The organism is Aeromonas sp. R7-2 (genome assembly GCF_040908105.1).
GTDB lineage: Bacteria > Pseudomonadota > Gammaproteobacteria > Enterobacterales > Aeromonadaceae > Aeromonas > Aeromonas caviae.
This window is the reverse complement of sequence record NZ_JBFODC010000026.1, coordinates 86,884-101,862: the sequence shown is the minus strand read 5'-3', so window position 1 is coordinate 101,862 and position 14,979 is coordinate 86,884. Positions and strand designations below refer to the sequence as shown.

At 64.1% G+C, this 14,979-nt stretch carries 14 protein-coding genes; 8 read left to right on the top strand and 6 right to left on the bottom strand.

What is annotated here, in order from left to right:
- Window positions 1-70: 70 nt before the first annotated feature.
- Window positions 71-499: a hypothetical protein gene (locus tag AB5Y47_RS11175; protein ID WP_029313554.1), complete on the bottom strand. Its 429-nt coding sequence runs from the start codon at window positions 497-499 to the stop codon at window positions 71-73.
- Window positions 500-589: 90 nt separating this feature from the next.
- On the opposite strand from AB5Y47_RS11175, the gene AB5Y47_RS11170 reads away from it, so the two are divergent.
- Window positions 590-1,258 carry a response regulator transcription factor gene (locus AB5Y47_RS11170; RefSeq protein ID WP_041212228.1) on the top strand — a complete coding sequence of 223 codons (669 nt, stop codon included), beginning with the start codon at window positions 590-592 and terminating at the stop codon, window positions 1,256-1,258.
- Complete coding sequence (locus AB5Y47_RS11165) at window positions 1,255-2,511, top strand: sensor histidine kinase (RefSeq protein ID WP_368220242.1); 1,257 nt, start codon at window positions 1,255-1,257, stop codon at window positions 2,509-2,511. The genes AB5Y47_RS11170 and AB5Y47_RS11165 overlap by 4 nt, the downstream gene beginning before the upstream one ends.
- A gap of 152 nt (window positions 2,512-2,663) precedes the next feature.
- Here AB5Y47_RS11165 and rimK read toward each other — a convergent pair whose 3' ends face one another.
- The 3 genes from rimK to metH all read right to left on the bottom strand — a co-directional run bounded on the left by rimK (window position 2,664) and on the right by metH (window position 8,583).
- Complete coding sequence (rimK, locus tag AB5Y47_RS11160; protein WP_010672657.1) at window positions 2,664-3,560, bottom strand: 30S ribosomal protein S6--L-glutamate ligase; 897 nt, start codon at window positions 3,558-3,560, stop codon at window positions 2,664-2,666.
- 192 nt (window positions 3,561-3,752) lie between these two features.
- Window positions 3,753-4,820 carry a Gfo/Idh/MocA family oxidoreductase gene (locus AB5Y47_RS11155; RefSeq protein WP_368220241.1) on the bottom strand — a complete coding sequence of 356 codons (1,068 nt, stop codon included), beginning with the start codon at window positions 4,818-4,820 and terminating at the stop codon, window positions 3,753-3,755.
- A gap of 67 nt (window positions 4,821-4,887) precedes the next feature.
- Entirely contained in the window at window positions 4,888-8,583 is a 3,696-nt protein-coding gene (gene metH, locus AB5Y47_RS11150) for a methionine synthase (RefSeq protein ID WP_368220240.1), read from the bottom strand.
- A 204-nt stretch (window positions 8,584-8,787) separates the two neighbouring features.
- Between metH and AB5Y47_RS11145 the strand changes: the two genes are divergently transcribed.
- Both AB5Y47_RS11145 and AB5Y47_RS11140 read left to right on the top strand, forming a co-directional pair.
- The gene (locus AB5Y47_RS11145; RefSeq protein WP_010672654.1) at window positions 8,788-10,065 is read left to right on the top strand and encodes a sodium:proton antiporter; all 1,278 of its coding nucleotides are present in this window, start codon (window positions 8,788-8,790) and stop codon (window positions 10,063-10,065) included.
- Between the two features lie 471 nt (window positions 10,066-10,536).
- On the top strand, window positions 10,537-10,713 hold the full coding sequence (locus AB5Y47_RS11140; protein ID WP_010672653.1) for a hypothetical protein: 177 nt from the start codon (window positions 10,537-10,539) through the stop codon (window positions 10,711-10,713).
- Between the two features lie 103 nt (window positions 10,714-10,816).
- Here AB5Y47_RS11140 and AB5Y47_RS11135 read toward each other — a convergent pair whose 3' ends face one another.
- Window positions 10,817-11,338, bottom strand: a complete 522-nt coding sequence (locus AB5Y47_RS11135; RefSeq protein WP_010672652.1) for a GNAT family N-acetyltransferase — start codon at window positions 11,336-11,338, stop codon at window positions 10,817-10,819.
- Between the two features lie 140 nt (window positions 11,339-11,478).
- On the opposite strand from AB5Y47_RS11135, the gene AB5Y47_RS11130 reads away from it, so the two are divergent.
- Window positions 11,479-11,742, top strand: coding sequence for a hypothetical protein (locus AB5Y47_RS11130; protein ID WP_368220239.1), 264 nt, complete (start codon window positions 11,479-11,481; stop codon window positions 11,740-11,742).
- A 74-nt stretch (window positions 11,743-11,816) separates the two neighbouring features.
- Window positions 11,817-12,671 (top strand): neutral zinc metallopeptidase, encoded by an 855-nt coding sequence (locus tag AB5Y47_RS11125; protein ID WP_223919359.1) that lies wholly within the window; start codon window positions 11,817-11,819, stop codon window positions 12,669-12,671.
- Between the two features lie 80 nt (window positions 12,672-12,751).
- Here AB5Y47_RS11125 and AB5Y47_RS11120 read toward each other — a convergent pair whose 3' ends face one another.
- Complete coding sequence (locus AB5Y47_RS11120; RefSeq protein ID WP_368220238.1) at window positions 12,752-13,201, bottom strand: HAD family acid phosphatase; 450 nt, start codon at window positions 13,199-13,201, stop codon at window positions 12,752-12,754.
- 164 nt (window positions 13,202-13,365) lie between these two features.
- On the opposite strand from AB5Y47_RS11120, the gene AB5Y47_RS11115 reads away from it, so the two are divergent.
- Window positions 13,366-14,586 carry a PAS domain-containing protein gene (locus AB5Y47_RS11115; RefSeq protein ID WP_368220237.1) on the top strand — a complete coding sequence of 407 codons (1,221 nt, stop codon included), beginning with the start codon at window positions 13,366-13,368 and terminating at the stop codon, window positions 14,584-14,586.
- Between the two features lie 17 nt (window positions 14,587-14,603).
- On the top strand, window positions 14,604-14,978 hold the full coding sequence (locus AB5Y47_RS11110) for an anti-anti-sigma regulatory factor (RefSeq protein WP_043154645.1): 375 nt from the start codon (window positions 14,604-14,606) through the stop codon (window positions 14,976-14,978).
- The last annotated feature ends 1 nt before the right edge of the window (window position 14,979 follow it).

The following is a 14,979-nucleotide window of genomic DNA, read 5'->3' as shown; positions in this document are numbered from 1 at the left end:
GTCCGGGGTCACGGGGTGAGGTTTAACTATGGCCCCGGACGGGCAATTTTTCCCGGTCCGCCCTGACCGGTCAGTCATCCTCCCGGCACTGGCTCAGGCGCATGCCGTCAAACTTGCACTCCAGCTCCAGCCAGCGTCCCTCGAACGGGGAGAGGCTCCCATCCGAGGTGACATAGCCCCAGATCCGTCCCCCTTCCACCGGCCCTTCCAGTTCCATCTCGTCCTCCTCTTCCAGCGCCTCCACCTCGCGAACGAGCCGCCGCGCCCCTGCCGCCGTCTCCTGCACGACCCCTTCCAGATCGACCCAGGTCCCGCCGAGATCGTCCTCATCCAGGCCATCCTTGAAGCGGGTGCGCTCATCGATCACGAAGGGAATGCCGTTGACCATCAACTGGCCAAGCTGCCAAGTGGTGCGGCCCGTGAGCTTGAACTCGGCCGCCTGCACCAGACCAAAAGGCAATAGAATCAATAACCAGAAGGCGCAGAGAGACTTCTTCATCGGGGATCCTCGGGGTTACACTGGCACACAGGATGACCCATCCGGTGTGAAATGGCCGTGAAATAGCGGCACAGACCAGGAGATCAGAGCATGAAAATACTGGTGGTGGAAGACAGTCCCCAGGTGGCGGAGACCATCATGGACTATCTGGCGCTGGCCGGGCACAAGGTGGATTGCGCCTATCATGGCCAGGCCGCGCTACAACTGCTGGCCCAGGAGCGCTTCGACGTCATCATCATGGACGTCATGATGCCGCGCCTCGACGGCCTGCGTACCGTGGAGCGGCTGCGTGCGGACGGCATCGCGACCCCGGTGCTCTTTCTCACCGCCCGTGACAGCCTGGAGGACAAGCTGGCAGGCTTTCGGGCGGGGGGCGACGACTATCTGGTCAAGCCGTTCGCCATGGAGGAGCTGGAGGTGCGCCTGGAGGCCCTCAGCCTGCGTGGCCCCAGAGGGGACATGGGCGTCCTCGGCTTTGGCGATCTGACGGTGGATCCCGCCAGCGGCCGCGCCACCCGCGCCGGGGTCGAGCTCAAACTCGGCAAGATCCCGTTCCAGATCCTCACCCTGCTGGTGAAGCGCGCGCCACAGCTGGTGACGCGCCAGGAGGTGCTCGACACCGTCTGGGGCGACGAGGAGCCCGACTCCGACGCCCTGCGCAGCCACATCTATGCCCTGCGCAATGTCCTCGACAAGCCCTTCCCCACCCCCATGCTGGAGACCCTGCACGGCCAGGGCTACCGGCTGGTGACCCCATGACGAACCCGACGCCGCCCCTTGCCTCCGGTCTGCCGAGCCTGCGCCGGCGCCTGGTGCTGGCGCTGGGAGGGGCCGGTCTGCTGCTGCTGGTGATCCTGAGCCTGCTGATGGTGGTGGCAGAGAACAAGATGGAGGAGCTGAGCCTGCGCCACTGGCTGGAGGCGGAGGCAACCCGCTATGACGACGACTGGTTGCGCCTCGGAATGGCGGCCCCCGCGCCCAGCCCGCGCCAGTTCTCCAGCTACTGGACAGAGGCGGGCCGCCTGCCCGCCTGGCTCAAGGCCTACCAGAGCCCCGGCTTCTTCGAGCATCAGCTGGGCCGGGAGGACAAGCACTTCCTGGTACGCGCCCACCCCTCGGGTCAGGGGCTGCTCTATCTGGTGTTCAACGACGATGCGGACGACTACCTGGACCCTTACGAAGCCAAGCTGCATCTGGTGACCCGCCTCATCGGCCTGGCCCTGCTGCTGGGGAGCCTCGCCTTCGGCATCTGGCTGGTGCGTCACATCACCAGGCCGCTGGAGCGGCTGCGCCAGCGGGTCGCCCACCTCACCCCGGATCAGGGGGACTTCGTGCCCGATGCCCCCTGGCAGGAGCTGCGAGAGATAGAGCTGGCGCTGCTGGCGGGCAAGCACGAGGTAGCCGCCGTGTTTGCCCGTGAACAGGAGTTCAGCCGCTTTGCCAGCCACGAGCTGCGCACCCCCAACATGGTGATCCAGGGATCCGCGGCCCTGCTCGGCAAGGTGAATGACCTGCCCGCCCCGGCAGCCCGCGCCGTCAGCCGCATCCGCGCCGCCGCCGACGAGATGGCCCTGCTCACCGAAACCTTCCTGCTGCTGGGACGCAAGGAGGCCGTGGAACGCCCGCCCCAGCAGGTGGCGCCGCTCATTCGCCGGGAGCTGACCCGCCTCGCCCCCCTGCTGCAACGGGAGACGCTGGACATTCGCCTGCAACTGGACGAGGAGAGCGAGGTGCAGGCCCCCCTCTCCCTGCTCGCCATCGCCCTCGGCAACCTCTTGAAAAACGCCCTGAGCTACGCCGAGGGGCACATCGAGATCACCCTGCACGAGCAGGTGCTCACCATCAGCAACCCCACCGCCGCCGCACCGGATCAGATCCTCGGCTACGGCTGCGGCCTCACCATCATCCAGCGCATCTGCGAGAAGCTGGGCTGGCAAATTGAGACCCACCTGGTGGATGGGGTCTTCAGCGCCCGGCTGGTGATGATCCCCGGCGCCCCCGGGGCGGCATAACCCCCTCATTCCCGGCCCTTCTTCCCGGCTGTTCAACAGAGTGGGAGAAGGGAGACACTTCCCGGCAAGCCCGCTGCCTTCCAGCCCCCCCCAGATAGCAACAAGGCGCCCGAGGGCGCCCTGTGTTTACCTGTCTGACACTCGTTTGGGGCTCATTCCGCCGGCTTGTGCTTGCGGCTCGCCTTGAGCTCGAGGAACTCGATGATCTTGCCCGCCACGTCCTTGCCGGAGGCAGCTTCCACCCCCTGCAGGCCGGGGGAGGAGTTCACCTCCAGCACCAGCGGGCCGCGGGCGCTTCGCAGGATGTCCACCCCGGCCACGTCCAGCCCCATGATCTTGGCGGCCTGCACGGCGGTAGCACGCTCTTCCGGCGTGATCTTGATGGCTTCGGCGGTGCCGCCCCGGTGCAGGTTGGAGCGAAACTCCCCCGGCTGAGCCTGGCGGCGCATGGCGGCCACCACCTTGCCGTTGACCACCAGGCAGCGGATATCGGCGCCGTTGGCCTCGCGGATGTACTCCTGCACCAGGATGTTGTTGTTGGTCTGGATAAAGGCCTCAATGACGCTCTCGGCGGCCTTCTGGGTCTCGCACAGCACCACGCCAATCCCCTGGGTGCCCTCCAGCAGCTTCACCACCAGGGGGGCGCCCCCCACCATGGTGATGAGATCCGGTACGTCGTGGGTGCTGTGGGCATAGCCGGTCACCGGCAGGCCGATGCCGTGGCGGGAGAGCAACTGCATGGCGCGCAGCTTGTCCCGGGAGCGGGAGATGGCCACCGAGCTGTTGAGGGCCATGGTGCTCATCATCTCGAACTGGCGCAGCACGGCGGTGCCATAGAAGGTGATGCTGGCACCGATGCGCGGGATCACTGCGTCATAGCTCTCCAGCTCCCGTCCTTCGTAATGGATGGAGGGGCTGTGGGAGGCGATGTTCATGTAGCAGCGCAGGGTGTCGAGCACCTCGACCTGATGCCCACGGGCCCGGGCCACCTCGACCAGACGGCGGGTGGAGTAGTTGTTAGGCTCACGGGATAAAATGGCAATATTCATGGAAATGGCAGACCTGATAATCGGACTGGAGAGTATAAGGTGCCATGAACGACTGGCAACGCCAATCCTTTCCCCTCACCATGCGCGGTTCTGCAAGAACGGGCAAAAACCGAGAGTGCCGCAATCAAGAACGGACCGTTCTGCAAGACGGTGCCAGCCACCAGCCCTCATGCCGGATGGCGCACAGCGACGTCAATGGGGGCCGCGCAGCCCTTGCTGCAACTCAAGCAGCAGGGCAACCTCCTGCAAACGGCGCGCCGTGGTGCCGGTCCAGCCTCCCAAAGGCACGGGGGCCAGCAGGGTCTGGGCGATACAGTGGCGATAGAGGGGCCCCTCACGTTGCCAGCCCCGCATCCCGTCGACGTCGTGATGGTGCAACCACTCCAGGTTGCCGCGGCGAAGCAGCTCGATGCGCCGCCCGTCTTTGAAGTGCAGGCAAAGCCCCTTCTTCTCCACCCCGGGACCGGCATACTTGTCGAGCCAGAGGGTCAGGGGCACCCCTGCCGCTTCGCCACGCAGGCAGGCTCGCCCCTCGGCGCTCTCCAGATCCCCGCGCCGGATGGGCTGCCCCAGCCGGTCGCAGACGCCCTCCGCGATCAGGTGCAGGCGGTCGTCCCCACCCAGGGCCACCAGCAGTTCCCGGATCATCGCCAGCAGATGGGTGCCGATGTCGAGGATGACACCGTCCGGGTGGCGCAACAGCCGCCGATCCGGCTCGCCGGTGGCGAAGTTGAGGGCATAGGGATGCCCCGCCTCGTCCAGGCCGCAGGGTTCCAGCAAAAAGCCCTCCACCGCGCTGATATCGGCGAGGGTGGCCAGCCCGATCCCGGCGCAGCCTGGTTCCCGAGGCTGCCAGCCTTCATCCAGTTTGCCGCTCAGCAGCAACTGCTGGACGGCATTGCGGGCCATCCAGTGATCCAGCGCCAGCACCCTGGCCGCGACCTCGGGGTCCGCCAGCAGGGCGCGCAGGCGATCGTGCTGGGCCAGGGTGGCCACCACGGGTTTCTCCACCAGGATGAGGGGAATGGCGCTGGCCAGTGCCTGTTCCAGCACGGGCAGATGCAGCAGGGAAGGCGTGGCGATCACCAGCCGATCCAGGGGTTCGGCCAGCAGGGCTTCCAGGGTCGAGGCAGACATGACGCCGGGCAGGGTGATGGCGGGATCAAAACCCCATATCTCGGGATTTTCCGCCAGTGCGGCGAGTGCAGGTAGATAGGCTGTCTGCACTACGGCCCCCAGACCGACAAATCCAATCTTCATGGCAACCTCGATATGGCGTAAGTACCCGGCGCCTGCCCCGCACCGCATGAAGCGGGGCAGACGGGGATCAATGCAGGTTGGGCCCCAGCCAGCGTTCGGCCTCTGCCAGGGTCATCCCCTTGCGCTGGGCGTAGTCTTCCACCTGATCCTGCTGGATCTGGGCCACGGCGAAGTATTTGCTCTCGGGGTGGGAGAAGTACCAGCCCGACACCGCTGCCCCCGGCCACATGGCGTAGGACTCGGTGAGCTGCATGCCGATGGCCTGCTCCACGTCCAGCAACTCCCAGATGCTCCCCTTCTCGGTGTGCTCCGGGCAGGCCGGGTAGCCCGGCGCCGGACGTATCCCCTGGTAATTTTCGCGAATCAGTTCCTCGTTGCTGAGCGCCTCGTCCGGGGCATAGCCCCAGTGCACTTTGCGCACCTGCTCGTGGAGGTATTCGGCAAAGGCCTCGGCGAGGCGATCGCACACCGCCTGGATGAGAATGGCGTTGTAGTCGTCGTGGTCCGCCTTGTAGGCCTTGGCGATGGCCTCCTCGCCGATGCCGCCGGTCACCGCGAAGGCACCGATCCAGTCGGGCTTGCCGCTCTCTTTCGGCGCCACATAGTCCGCCAGACAGTAGTTGGGGAAGCCCTGCTTCTCGCTTTGCTGGCGCAGGTGGTGCAGCACCTTGCGCACCTGGGTGCGGGACTCGTCGGTGTAGACCTCGATGCTGTCCCCCACGGCGTTGGCGGGGAACAGGCCGACGATGCCGGCGCAGCGTACGCTCTGATCCTTCTCCAGCTGGTCCAGCATGGCGTTGGCGTCGGCGTAGAGGCGCGTCGCCTCCTCCCCCACGACTTCATCCTCCAGAATGCGGGGGAACTTGCCCGCCAGCTCCCAGCTCAGGAAAAACGGCGTCCAGTCGATGTAGGGGCGCAGCACAGAGATGGGCACGTTTTCGAAGGTCTGCACGCCGGGCTCCCGGGGCGCCGGGGGCTCATAACCGACCCAGTCCAGCTGATGGCGGTTGGCCCGGGCATGGGCCAGGCTGACCGGCTTGGAGCGCGGCTGCTTGCGGGCATGCTGATCCCGTGCAATCTCGTACTCCTTGTCGATGCGGGCCACGAAGGCGGGCTTGAGCTCCGGGCTCAGCAGGCTCTGGGCCACCCCCACGGCGCGGGAGGCGTTGGAGACATAGACCACGGGCTCCGAGTAGTTCTGCTCTATCTTCACCGCGGTGTGGGCCTTGGAAGTGGTGGCACCGCCGATGAGCAGCGGCAGCTTGAACCCCTGACGCTCCATCTCCTTTGCTACGTGCACCATCTCGTCCAGGGACGGAGTGATGAGGCCCGACAGGCCGATGATGTCGGCGTTCACTTCCCGGGCCGTCTTGAGGATGGTCTCGCAGGAGACCATGACCCCGAGATCCACGATCTCGAAGTTGTTGCACTGGAGCACCACCCCGACGATGTTCTTGCCGATGTCGTGCACGTCGCCCTTGACGGTGGCCAGCACGATTTTGCCGTTGCTGGAACCGCCGGACTTCTCCGCCTCGATGTAGGGCTGCAGGTAGGCCACCGCCCGCTTCATCACCCGGGCCGACTTCACCACCTGGGGCAGGAACATCTTGCCGGCGCCGAACAGATCTCCCACCACGTTCATGCCATCCATCAGCGGCCCCTCGATGACGTGCAGCGGCTTCTCGGCCTGGGCGCGCGCCTCCTCGGTATCCTCCTCGATGAAATCAGTGATCCCCTTGACCAGGGCGTGTTCGAGCCGCTTGCCCACCGGCCAGCTGCGCCACTCCTGATCCCGCGGATCCTCCGCCTGGGCACCCGCGCCGCGATACTTCTCTGCGATGGCCAGCAGCGCCTCGGTGGCGTTGTCGTTGAGGTTCAGCACCACCGCCTCGACCTTCTCTTTGAGCTCGGCCGGGATGTCTTCGTAGATGGCAAGCTGGCCCGCGTTGACGATCCCCATGTCCATGCCGTTCCTGATGGCGTGGTAGAGGAAGACAGCGTGGATGGCTTCGCGCACCGGCTCGTTGCCACGGAAGGAGAAGGAGACGTTGGAGACGCCGCCGGAGATCATGGCGTGGGGCAGGTGCGTTTTGATGTCCTTCACCGCCTCGATGAAGTCCACCGCGTAGTTGTTGTGCTCGTCGATGCCGGTCGCCACCGCGAAGATGTTGGGGTCGAAGATGATGTCTTCCGGCGGGAAGCCGACGCGGTCCACCAGAATGCGGTAGGCGCGCTGGCAGATCTCGAACTTGCGGGCCCGGGTATCGGCCTGGCCCACCTCGTCGAACGCCATGACGATGACGGCGGCGCCGTAGCGGCGCAGCAGTTTCGCCTGCTCGATGAATTTGTCCTCCCCCTCCTTCATGGAGATGGAGTTGACCACCGGCTTGCCCTGCACGCACTTGAGGCCCGCCTCCAGCACCTCCCACTTGGAGGAGTCGATCATCACCGGCACCCGGGCGATGTCCGGTTCCCCGGCGATGAGGTTCAGGAAGCGCACCATGGCCGCCTCGGCGTCCAGCATCCCCTCATCCATGTTGATGTCGATGATCTGGGCGCCGTTTTCCACCTGCTGCTTGGCCACATCCAAGGCCTCGTCGTAGAGCCCTTCTTTTATCAAGCGCTTGAACTTGGCCGAGCCGGTGACGTTGGTCCGCTCACCCACGTTCACGAACATGGAGTCCGCCGTGATGATGAGAGGCTCCAGGCCCGACAACCGACAGGCCACCGGCAGATCCGGCAGGGCGCGGGGTGTGATGCCCGCCACGGCGTCCGCCATGGCGCGGATGTGGGTCGGGGTGGTGCCGCAGCAGCCGCCCACCAGGTTGAGAAAGCCGCTCGAAGCCCACTCGCGGATATGCTCCGCCATCTCGACCGCGTCCAGATCGTACTCGCCAAACGCATTGGGCAGACCGGCGTTGGGGTGGGCGCTGACATGGGTCTCGCTGATGCGGGACAGCTCCTCCACGTATTGGCGCAGCTCGTCCGGCCCCAGCGCACAGTTGAGGCCGAAGGAGACCGGTTTGACGTGGCGAAGGGAGTGGTAGAAGGCCTCGGTGGTCTGGCCCGAGAGAGTACGACCGGAGGCGTCCGTGATGGTGCCGGAGATCATCACCGGCAGGCTGTAACCCAGCTCCTCGAACACCAGGTCCACCGCGAAGGCGGCCGCCTTGGCGTTGAGGGTGTCGAAGATGGTCTCGATCAGGATGATGTCGGCACCGCCCTCGATGAGGGCGTGGGTCGATTCGGTGTAGGCGGCCACCAGCTCGTCATAGGTGACGTTGCGCTTGCCCGGGTCGTTCACGTCCGGCGAGATGGAGGCGGTACGGTTGGTGGGACCCAGGACCCCTGCCACAAAGCGCGGTTTCGCCGGGTCCTTGGCGGTCCACTCGTCCGCCACGGCGCGGGCCAGGCGGGCCGCCTCCCGGTTTATCTCGGCCGAGAGCGCTTCCATCTCGTAGTCCGCCATGGCGATGCGGGTGGCGTTGAAGGTGTTGGTCTCGAGGATGTCGGCCCCGGCGGCACAATACTGGTCGTGGATCTCGCGAATAACGGCGGGACGGCTCAACACCAGCAGGTCGTTGTTGCCCTTGATGTCGGTATGCCAGTCGGCAAACCGCTCCCCCCGATAGTCCGCCTCACCGAGTTTGTAACCCTGGATCATGGTGCCCATGGCCCCGTCGATGATCAGGATCCGCTCCTTGAGACAGGCTTCCAGCCTGGCTGTGACATCCGCTTTCTTGTTCGACTCTCTGCTCGACACCGCTCGTACCCCTTACATCCATGCAACTGCGTGATGCCCATCCTAGCAGCAATCAAATTAAATGGAAATCTAGCCGTCTATCTGTCCGTGATGACGATTAAATATAACCATAAATAGGTAATGAGCATGATCTAACCCGGGAGTACCCTATGCCCGTCCTCAAGAGGGATACGTGCTTGCTGTTTACCAAAGAGAAAAATAACTATGAGCGTCTACTACACACTCTGCTTCCTGGCAGCGTTGGCGATCTTCATCGCCTTTGCCAACCAGTATGTTGTGAAGATCCAGACCACCATCGCCATCACTGCGGGCTCCATGCTGATCTCCGCGCTGCTGGTGCTGTTTGGCAAACTGGGTTGGTTCAATCTGGAGCCTCTCGCCATCAAGACCATGGAGAGCATCGACTTCCAGAACTTCCTGTTGAAGGGGATCCTGGGCTTCCTGCTGTTCGCCGGCGGGCTTGGCATCAACCTCAAGGCGCTGCGTAGCCAGAAGTGGGAAATCACCATTCTGGCCATAGCCGCCACCCTGCTCTCCACCTTCCTCATCGGCTACGGCTTCTGGTTCATCGCCAAGCTGCTGGGCTGGGATGTGCCGCTGGTCTACTGCATGCTGTTCGGCGCGCTGATCTCCCCCACTGACCCGATTGCCGTACTGGCCATCGTCAAGAAGATGAAGGCGCCACCCCAGATCGCCATCCAGATCGAAGGGGAATCCCTGTTCAACGACGGTGTTGGCCTCGTCATCTTCGCTACCGTGTTTGCCGTGGCCTTTGGCGGTGTGGAGCCCACCTTCGGCAGCGTGGCCGGTCTGTTCCTGCATGAGGCTCTCGGCGGCATCCTGTTCGGGGCCGTGCTGGGTCTCATCGCCCACGTGATGATCAGCGCCACCGACGACGGCTCCCTGGAGCTGCTGCTGACCCTCTGCATCCCGACCGCGGGCTTCGCCTTCGCCAACATGATCGGCGTCTCCGGCGCCCTGGCCATGGTGGTGACCGGCATCATGATCGGCAACTGGACCCGTCATTCCGGCTTCTCCGAGCAGAGCCAGCACCACCTGGATCACTTCTGGGAGTTGATGGATCAGTTCCTCAACGCCCTGCTGTTCCTGCTGATCGGTCTGGCACTGGTGCTGCTGGATCTGGCCTGGCGCGACTGGATCCTGCTGGTCATCGCGGTGCCGCTCTGCCTGGCCGCACGCTTCATCAGCGTCTCCCTGCCCTATGTGGCGTTCCGCAAGTTCCGCAGCTACAACACCTTCTCGGTGCGCATCCTCACCTGGGGCGGCCTGCGTGGCGGCCTGGCCATGGCCATGGCCCTGGCCCTGCCATCCGGTGTCATGATGATCCCGGAGCACAACGTCGATCTGCGCCAGGTGATCCTGGTGATGACCTACTCGGTGGTGATGTTCTCCATCGTGGTACAGGGCATGACCATTACCCCCATGATCACCGCCGCCAAGAAGGCCTGCGGCGACGCCTGAGCCCGTCCCTGACCGGCAATGAAAAGGGCTCCCTCGGGAGCCCTTTTGCCGTCCCCGTGGCAGTGAAAAACAGGGAATGACTGGGTGAACGCACAATTAGTGTTTGCTTTTTACACATTTCTAGGAGAGAATGCGCGCCGGCTAGTTAATCAGCCCTGATTATGTTCGCAATGCTTCACCTCACGATGAATCCTGCCAGTACCCGCATAACCTTCTTCTGATTTACTCGCCTTGAGAACCGTTCAGGCTGTCTGCCTGCGTTGCCCGGCTCTCACGGTGCAGACCCGATCTGCCCACTCCCAAGTAGCATCATGCATCCGCGTGGTCCTTGGCGCCTTCCTTGAAAGTGCAGACGCCCCTGAACCGGGCTGGGTATTCCTGCGCGCTCGTCCGCCATCGTGCTGACCGCGCCCATTGACCTGACATTTGCCAATACAAGGAGCAAACACTTAATTTATATAGAGAAATACCATGATGAAACACGTACAGATCCGCAAACCCCTGCGTCGCAGCAAACCCATCAACCTGCCCGTGCAAGAACACGACGACGATGCGTTCCTGATCCAGTTCAGCACCCGCTTCAGCGGCGGCTTCGCCATCTCCTGTGATGGCATCGCCGGCGAGTTCTCCATCGAAGAGCTCAACTGACCTTGCCTGCCCACCGGCAGCGCCCGATGCAGACAGGCCGCAACTCACGGCGGCCTCCTTGCCTGACGTCATAGTCTGCATGGCCCCGCTCCCAGAGCGGTGGCTAGACCCCGCAAGTCTCCTTGTCCGGCGCCTCCAGCAGCAGGCACTCCTCCTCGCCAGCTCCCAGCCTGACCCGTTTGCCCTGACTCAGCCCCAGCTTGGCGAGTAGCCGGACCGAGCGCTCATTGCCCGGGGTGACGATGGCGACCACCCGCTCGATACCGAGCCGTTCACGGCCATCTGCCATGGCCGCCCGCGCGGCCTCGATGGCATAGCCCTGGCCGCGCCAGGCGGGCAGGAAGGCATAGCCGATGTCTTCACAGGGCAGGGTATCGCGCTTGATCAGACCGCAGATGCCGAGCCTGGCCCCGTCTTCCCGCCGCACCACCAGATAGAGTCCGTGACCGTGGCGGGCATAACTGACCGCAGGCCCCTGCTGGATATAGTTTTCGGCATCCGCCAGGGTACGCACCCCGCGATCGCCGATGTAGCGGTGAAAATCACCATCGTTGAGCAGTTCGAGAATGAAGGGGGCATCGACAATGGTCAGTTCGCGCAGTTCCAGGCGCTCGGAGAGGATCATGACATGGGCTCGTTCGGCAGAGAGAGTGTCCAAGACTGCTCCCGCCCCGCTTCCTTGGCAAGACCCGGAGGATATTTTCGCCCCCGGGAGCCGCGTCCCCGCTATACTGCCCACCCCATGGAACAGGCAGGAGAACGGCCATGACCGATACCCCCGAATTTTTTGATGAAGAGACACTGCTGGAGATGGTGGAGAACCAGCTCGCCGACGGCCACCCCCTCCAGGTGAAAGCGACCCTGATGCGCCTGGTGATGAAGGGCACCCCGCGGGAAGAGGCGCTGCAATACATCGCCTGCGCCCTGGGCGCCGAACTCATGACCATGGAAGCCGAACAGGGCCCCTTCAACCTCGTCCGTTACGGCGAGTTTCTCGACAGCCTGCCCGAGATGCCCTGGGCCGAATGACCCGGGCCGATTAGGCAAGCCCCGGCGCCAGCCATTATCATTACTGCCACCACCAATGACGGGAGTATGGGGATATGCGCTGGCAAGATCGCCGTGAGAGCAACAATGTGGAAGACCGACGCCAGCAAGGCGGCGGCAACGGGGGTCGCGGCCTGCCCATCGGCGGCAAGGGGCGCCTTATCCTGCTGGTGGTGGTCATGGTGGCGGGGTACTACGGCGTGGACCTCGGCCCCCTGCTGCAGGATCCGGCCCCGCAGAGCCAGCCCCAGCGTCAGAACTCGTCCCAGGCTGCCAACGATCCCCTCGCCCGCTTCACCTCGGTGATGCTCGCCTCCACGGAGGACGCCTGGGGTGAGATGTTCCAGCAAAGCGGCAACCACTATCAGGCCCCCAGACTGGTGCTCTATCGCGGTGCGACCCGCACCGGCTGCGGCCAGGGGCAGTCGGTGATGGGGCCCTTCTACTGTCCGGCCGACAGCACCGTCTACATCGATCTCTCCTTCTATCAGGACATGCGCGACAAGCTGGGGGCCGACGGCGACTTCGCCCAGGGCTATGTGATCGCCCACGAGGTGGGCCACCACGTGCAGAACCTGCTCGGTATCTCCACCAAGGTGCGCCAGCAGCAACAGGGACTGAGCCAGGTTGCCCAGAACCGGTTGTCGGTCAAGCTCGAACTGCAGGCGGACTGCTTCGCCGGGGTCTGGGGCCACTACATGGAAAAAGAGCAGGTGCTGGAACGCGGCGATCTGGAAGAGGCGCTCAATGCCGCCCAGGCCATCGGCGACGACAGGTTGCAGCAGCAAGGTCAGGGCCGGGTCGTTCCCGACAGCTTCACCCACGGCACCTCGGCCCAGCGCCTCGCCTGGTTCAAACGCGGTTTTGACAGCGGCAAGCCCGCCAGTTGCGACACCTTCGCCGCCCGCTAGACGCCCAAAAGAAGGGCCGGAACCTGACAGGATCCGGCCCTTTTGCCATGCATGGGAATCTCAGTACAGGGAGTTGACGCTCACCTCCTCCTCCCATGCGGCAGCGGCAAGTAGGTGGAGTTGGCCGAACGGCCGGTGACGAAGTAGATGTGATCGCCGCGCGGGAAGTGCATGGCGATGAGCGCCTTGCCCACCTCTTTCGGCACGCTGAACGCGTCCCAGCCGTTGCTCATCTTCTCCCAGAAGGCCGGATTCTTCAGGCAGCTCTCACCATTGGGGGAGAACGCCTTCTTGCCGCGATAGCACCCCGGGCTGGAGAAGAACAGGGTGTCATCGATGTCGAAACCCACCGCCATCGGCGGCAGCCCATCCAGGCTCCTGGCAATCTGCGTCATCGACACCCAGTGAAGGGGGGCCTGCTGGGCCAGGCTCACCGCAATGACACCGGCGGGGCTGGCCGGGATTTCGACTGCCACGGCGGGCAGGGTCAGGCTGGCGGCAGCCAGGGCAAAGCGGGGCGATAAGGACATTAGTCCCGATATAAGATGTTCATGACGAACTCCCCAGGCCCAAGTCTCACCCACCAGCAGGCTCTTTCGGCACTTCTTGTCCCCCGCTCTCGCCCCGGTGGGCTATAACTGCTGTACGCCTTCTAATGGCATTCAAATCAATTGCACCATTTACCGGAGATGCCATGGACGTGCACACCGCAGCTGCCCATTCGAATACTGTCACTCCCGCTTCATCCCAGGCCAGACTGGAGGCCGTCGACCAGCTGATGGCCCGGCTCGAGATCGCGCCAGACGGATTGATTCTGGATGCCAACCCCCGCTTTCTCGCCATCATGGGATACCAGCTGGCCGAGCTCAAGGGTCAGCACTACAGCATGCTGTTCCCCGCGGAGGCAGCAGAATCCGCCAACGAGGCCGCCCGTTGGCAGGCGCTGCGAACGGGGCAGGCACAGGAGGGAGAGTTTCGCCGCCGGGATCGGCAGGGGCGGGACATATGGCTGCGAGGCAGTTGCAGCCCCCTGCTGGACGAACAGGGCGCGCTGGTTCAGGTCATCGAATACACCATGGACCTGACCGAACAGAAGCAGCTGAACGCCAACTTCGAGGGGCAGCTCAACGCCCTGAGCCGGGTCATGGGCAAGGTGGAGTTTTCACTGGATGGCATCATCCTCGATGCCAATGCCCGCTTCCTGGAGACAGTGGGCTATCAGCTGGAAGAGCTGAAGGGCCAGCACCACAGGCTGCTGGTCGATCCCGACTACGCCCAGTCGGCCGACTATCGCACCTTCTGGGAAACCCTGCGCCGCGGTGAATTCCTGGCGGGAGAGTTCTGCCGAATCGGCAAACAGGGTGAAGAGATCTGGATCCAGGGCTCCTACAACCCGGTGCTGGATCTCACCGGCAAGCCCAGCAAGATCGTCAAGTTTGCCACCGACATCACAGCCCAAGTAGAACAGCATCACCAGCTCAAGCGCGCCATGGAGGAGGCGGAAGAGGCCGCCAGGGTGCGCGAGGAGCTGCACAAGTCGCTGCAGGAGATGTCGACCCCGGTCACCCCCATCTGGGACGGGATCCTGCTGCTGCCGCTGGTGGGGATCATCGATTCCATGCGTACCGCCGACGTGATGAACAAATCGCTCACCAAGATTGCCGAGACCCGGGCCCGGGTCTTCGTGCTGGACATCGCCGGAGTCGCCACCGTGGATACCGGCGTCGCCAACCAGCTGATCAAGATCACCAAGGCGACCCAGTTCATGGGGTGCGAGGCCATCATCTCCGGCGTCTCGCCGGCCATCGCCCGCACCATGGTGGAGCTGGGGGTCTCTGTCGGCGACATCCGCACCACGGCGACCCTGCGGGATGCCTTCGAGATCGCCCTCAAGCGGGTCGGATCCACCCTCTAGGCCTCCAGGAGAGATGCATGCTGCTCAACAATGATCTGGGCATCGCCGACGTGGCCGACTGCATCGTGGTCAGCATGCGCCCCGACCTCGGTGACGAGGGCATGCAGCAACTGATGCAGGCCCTCTCCCAGCGGCTGATGCTGGGCCGCCAGCACGCGGTACTGCTCGACTTCTCCGGGGTCATGCTGCTCGATCACCACGAATTCAGGCAGGTACGCAAACTGGCTGAGGTGTGCCGCCTGCTCGGTGCCGTCTGCCTGCTGGTTGGGCTCAATGCAGGGATCGCCGCCTTCCTGGCGCTGGCCGATGCCGAGCCCGGGCCGCTGCGCTGCTTTCTCGACATGGATGATGCCTTCGCCCATGTTCGCAGGACGCTCAAGGATGAGGAGTAGC

Bases quoted from the DNA above. Each gene is read 5' to 3' on its own strand.
- AB5Y47_RS11175 (WP_029313554.1), bottom strand. From the start codon at position 499: ATGAAGAAGTCTCTCTGCGCCTTCTGGTTATTGATTCTATTGCCTTTT.
- AB5Y47_RS11170 (WP_041212228.1), top strand. From the start codon at position 590: ATGAAAATACTGGTGGTGGAAGACAGTCCCCAGGTGGCGGAGACCATC.
- AB5Y47_RS11165 (WP_368220242.1), top strand. From the start codon at position 1,255: ATGACGAACCCGACGCCGCCCCTTGCCTCCGGTCTGCCGAGCCTGCGC.
- rimK (WP_010672657.1), bottom strand. From the start codon at position 3,560: ATGAATATTGCCATTTTATCCCGTGAGCCTAACAACTACTCCACCCGC.
- AB5Y47_RS11155 (WP_368220241.1), bottom strand. From the start codon at position 4,820: ATGAAGATTGGATTTGTCGGTCTGGGGGCCGTAGTGCAGACAGCCTAT.
- AB5Y47_RS11145 (WP_010672654.1), top strand. From the start codon at position 8,788: ATGAGCGTCTACTACACACTCTGCTTCCTGGCAGCGTTGGCGATCTTC.
- AB5Y47_RS11140 (WP_010672653.1), top strand. From the start codon at position 10,537: ATGATGAAACACGTACAGATCCGCAAACCCCTGCGTCGCAGCAAACCC.
- AB5Y47_RS11135 (WP_010672652.1), bottom strand. From the start codon at position 11,338: ATGATCCTCTCCGAGCGCCTGGAACTGCGCGAACTGACCATTGTCGAT.
- AB5Y47_RS11130 (WP_368220239.1), top strand. From the start codon at position 11,479: ATGACCGATACCCCCGAATTTTTTGATGAAGAGACACTGCTGGAGATG.
- AB5Y47_RS11125 (WP_223919359.1), top strand. From the start codon at position 11,817: ATGCGCTGGCAAGATCGCCGTGAGAGCAACAATGTGGAAGACCGACGC.
- AB5Y47_RS11120 (WP_368220238.1), bottom strand. From the start codon at position 13,201: ATGTCCTTATCGCCCCGCTTTGCCCTGGCTGCCGCCAGCCTGACCCTG.
- AB5Y47_RS11115 (WP_368220237.1), top strand. From the start codon at position 13,366: ATGGACGTGCACACCGCAGCTGCCCATTCGAATACTGTCACTCCCGCT.
- AB5Y47_RS11110 (WP_043154645.1), top strand. From the start codon at position 14,604: ATGCTGCTCAACAATGATCTGGGCATCGCCGACGTGGCCGACTGCATC.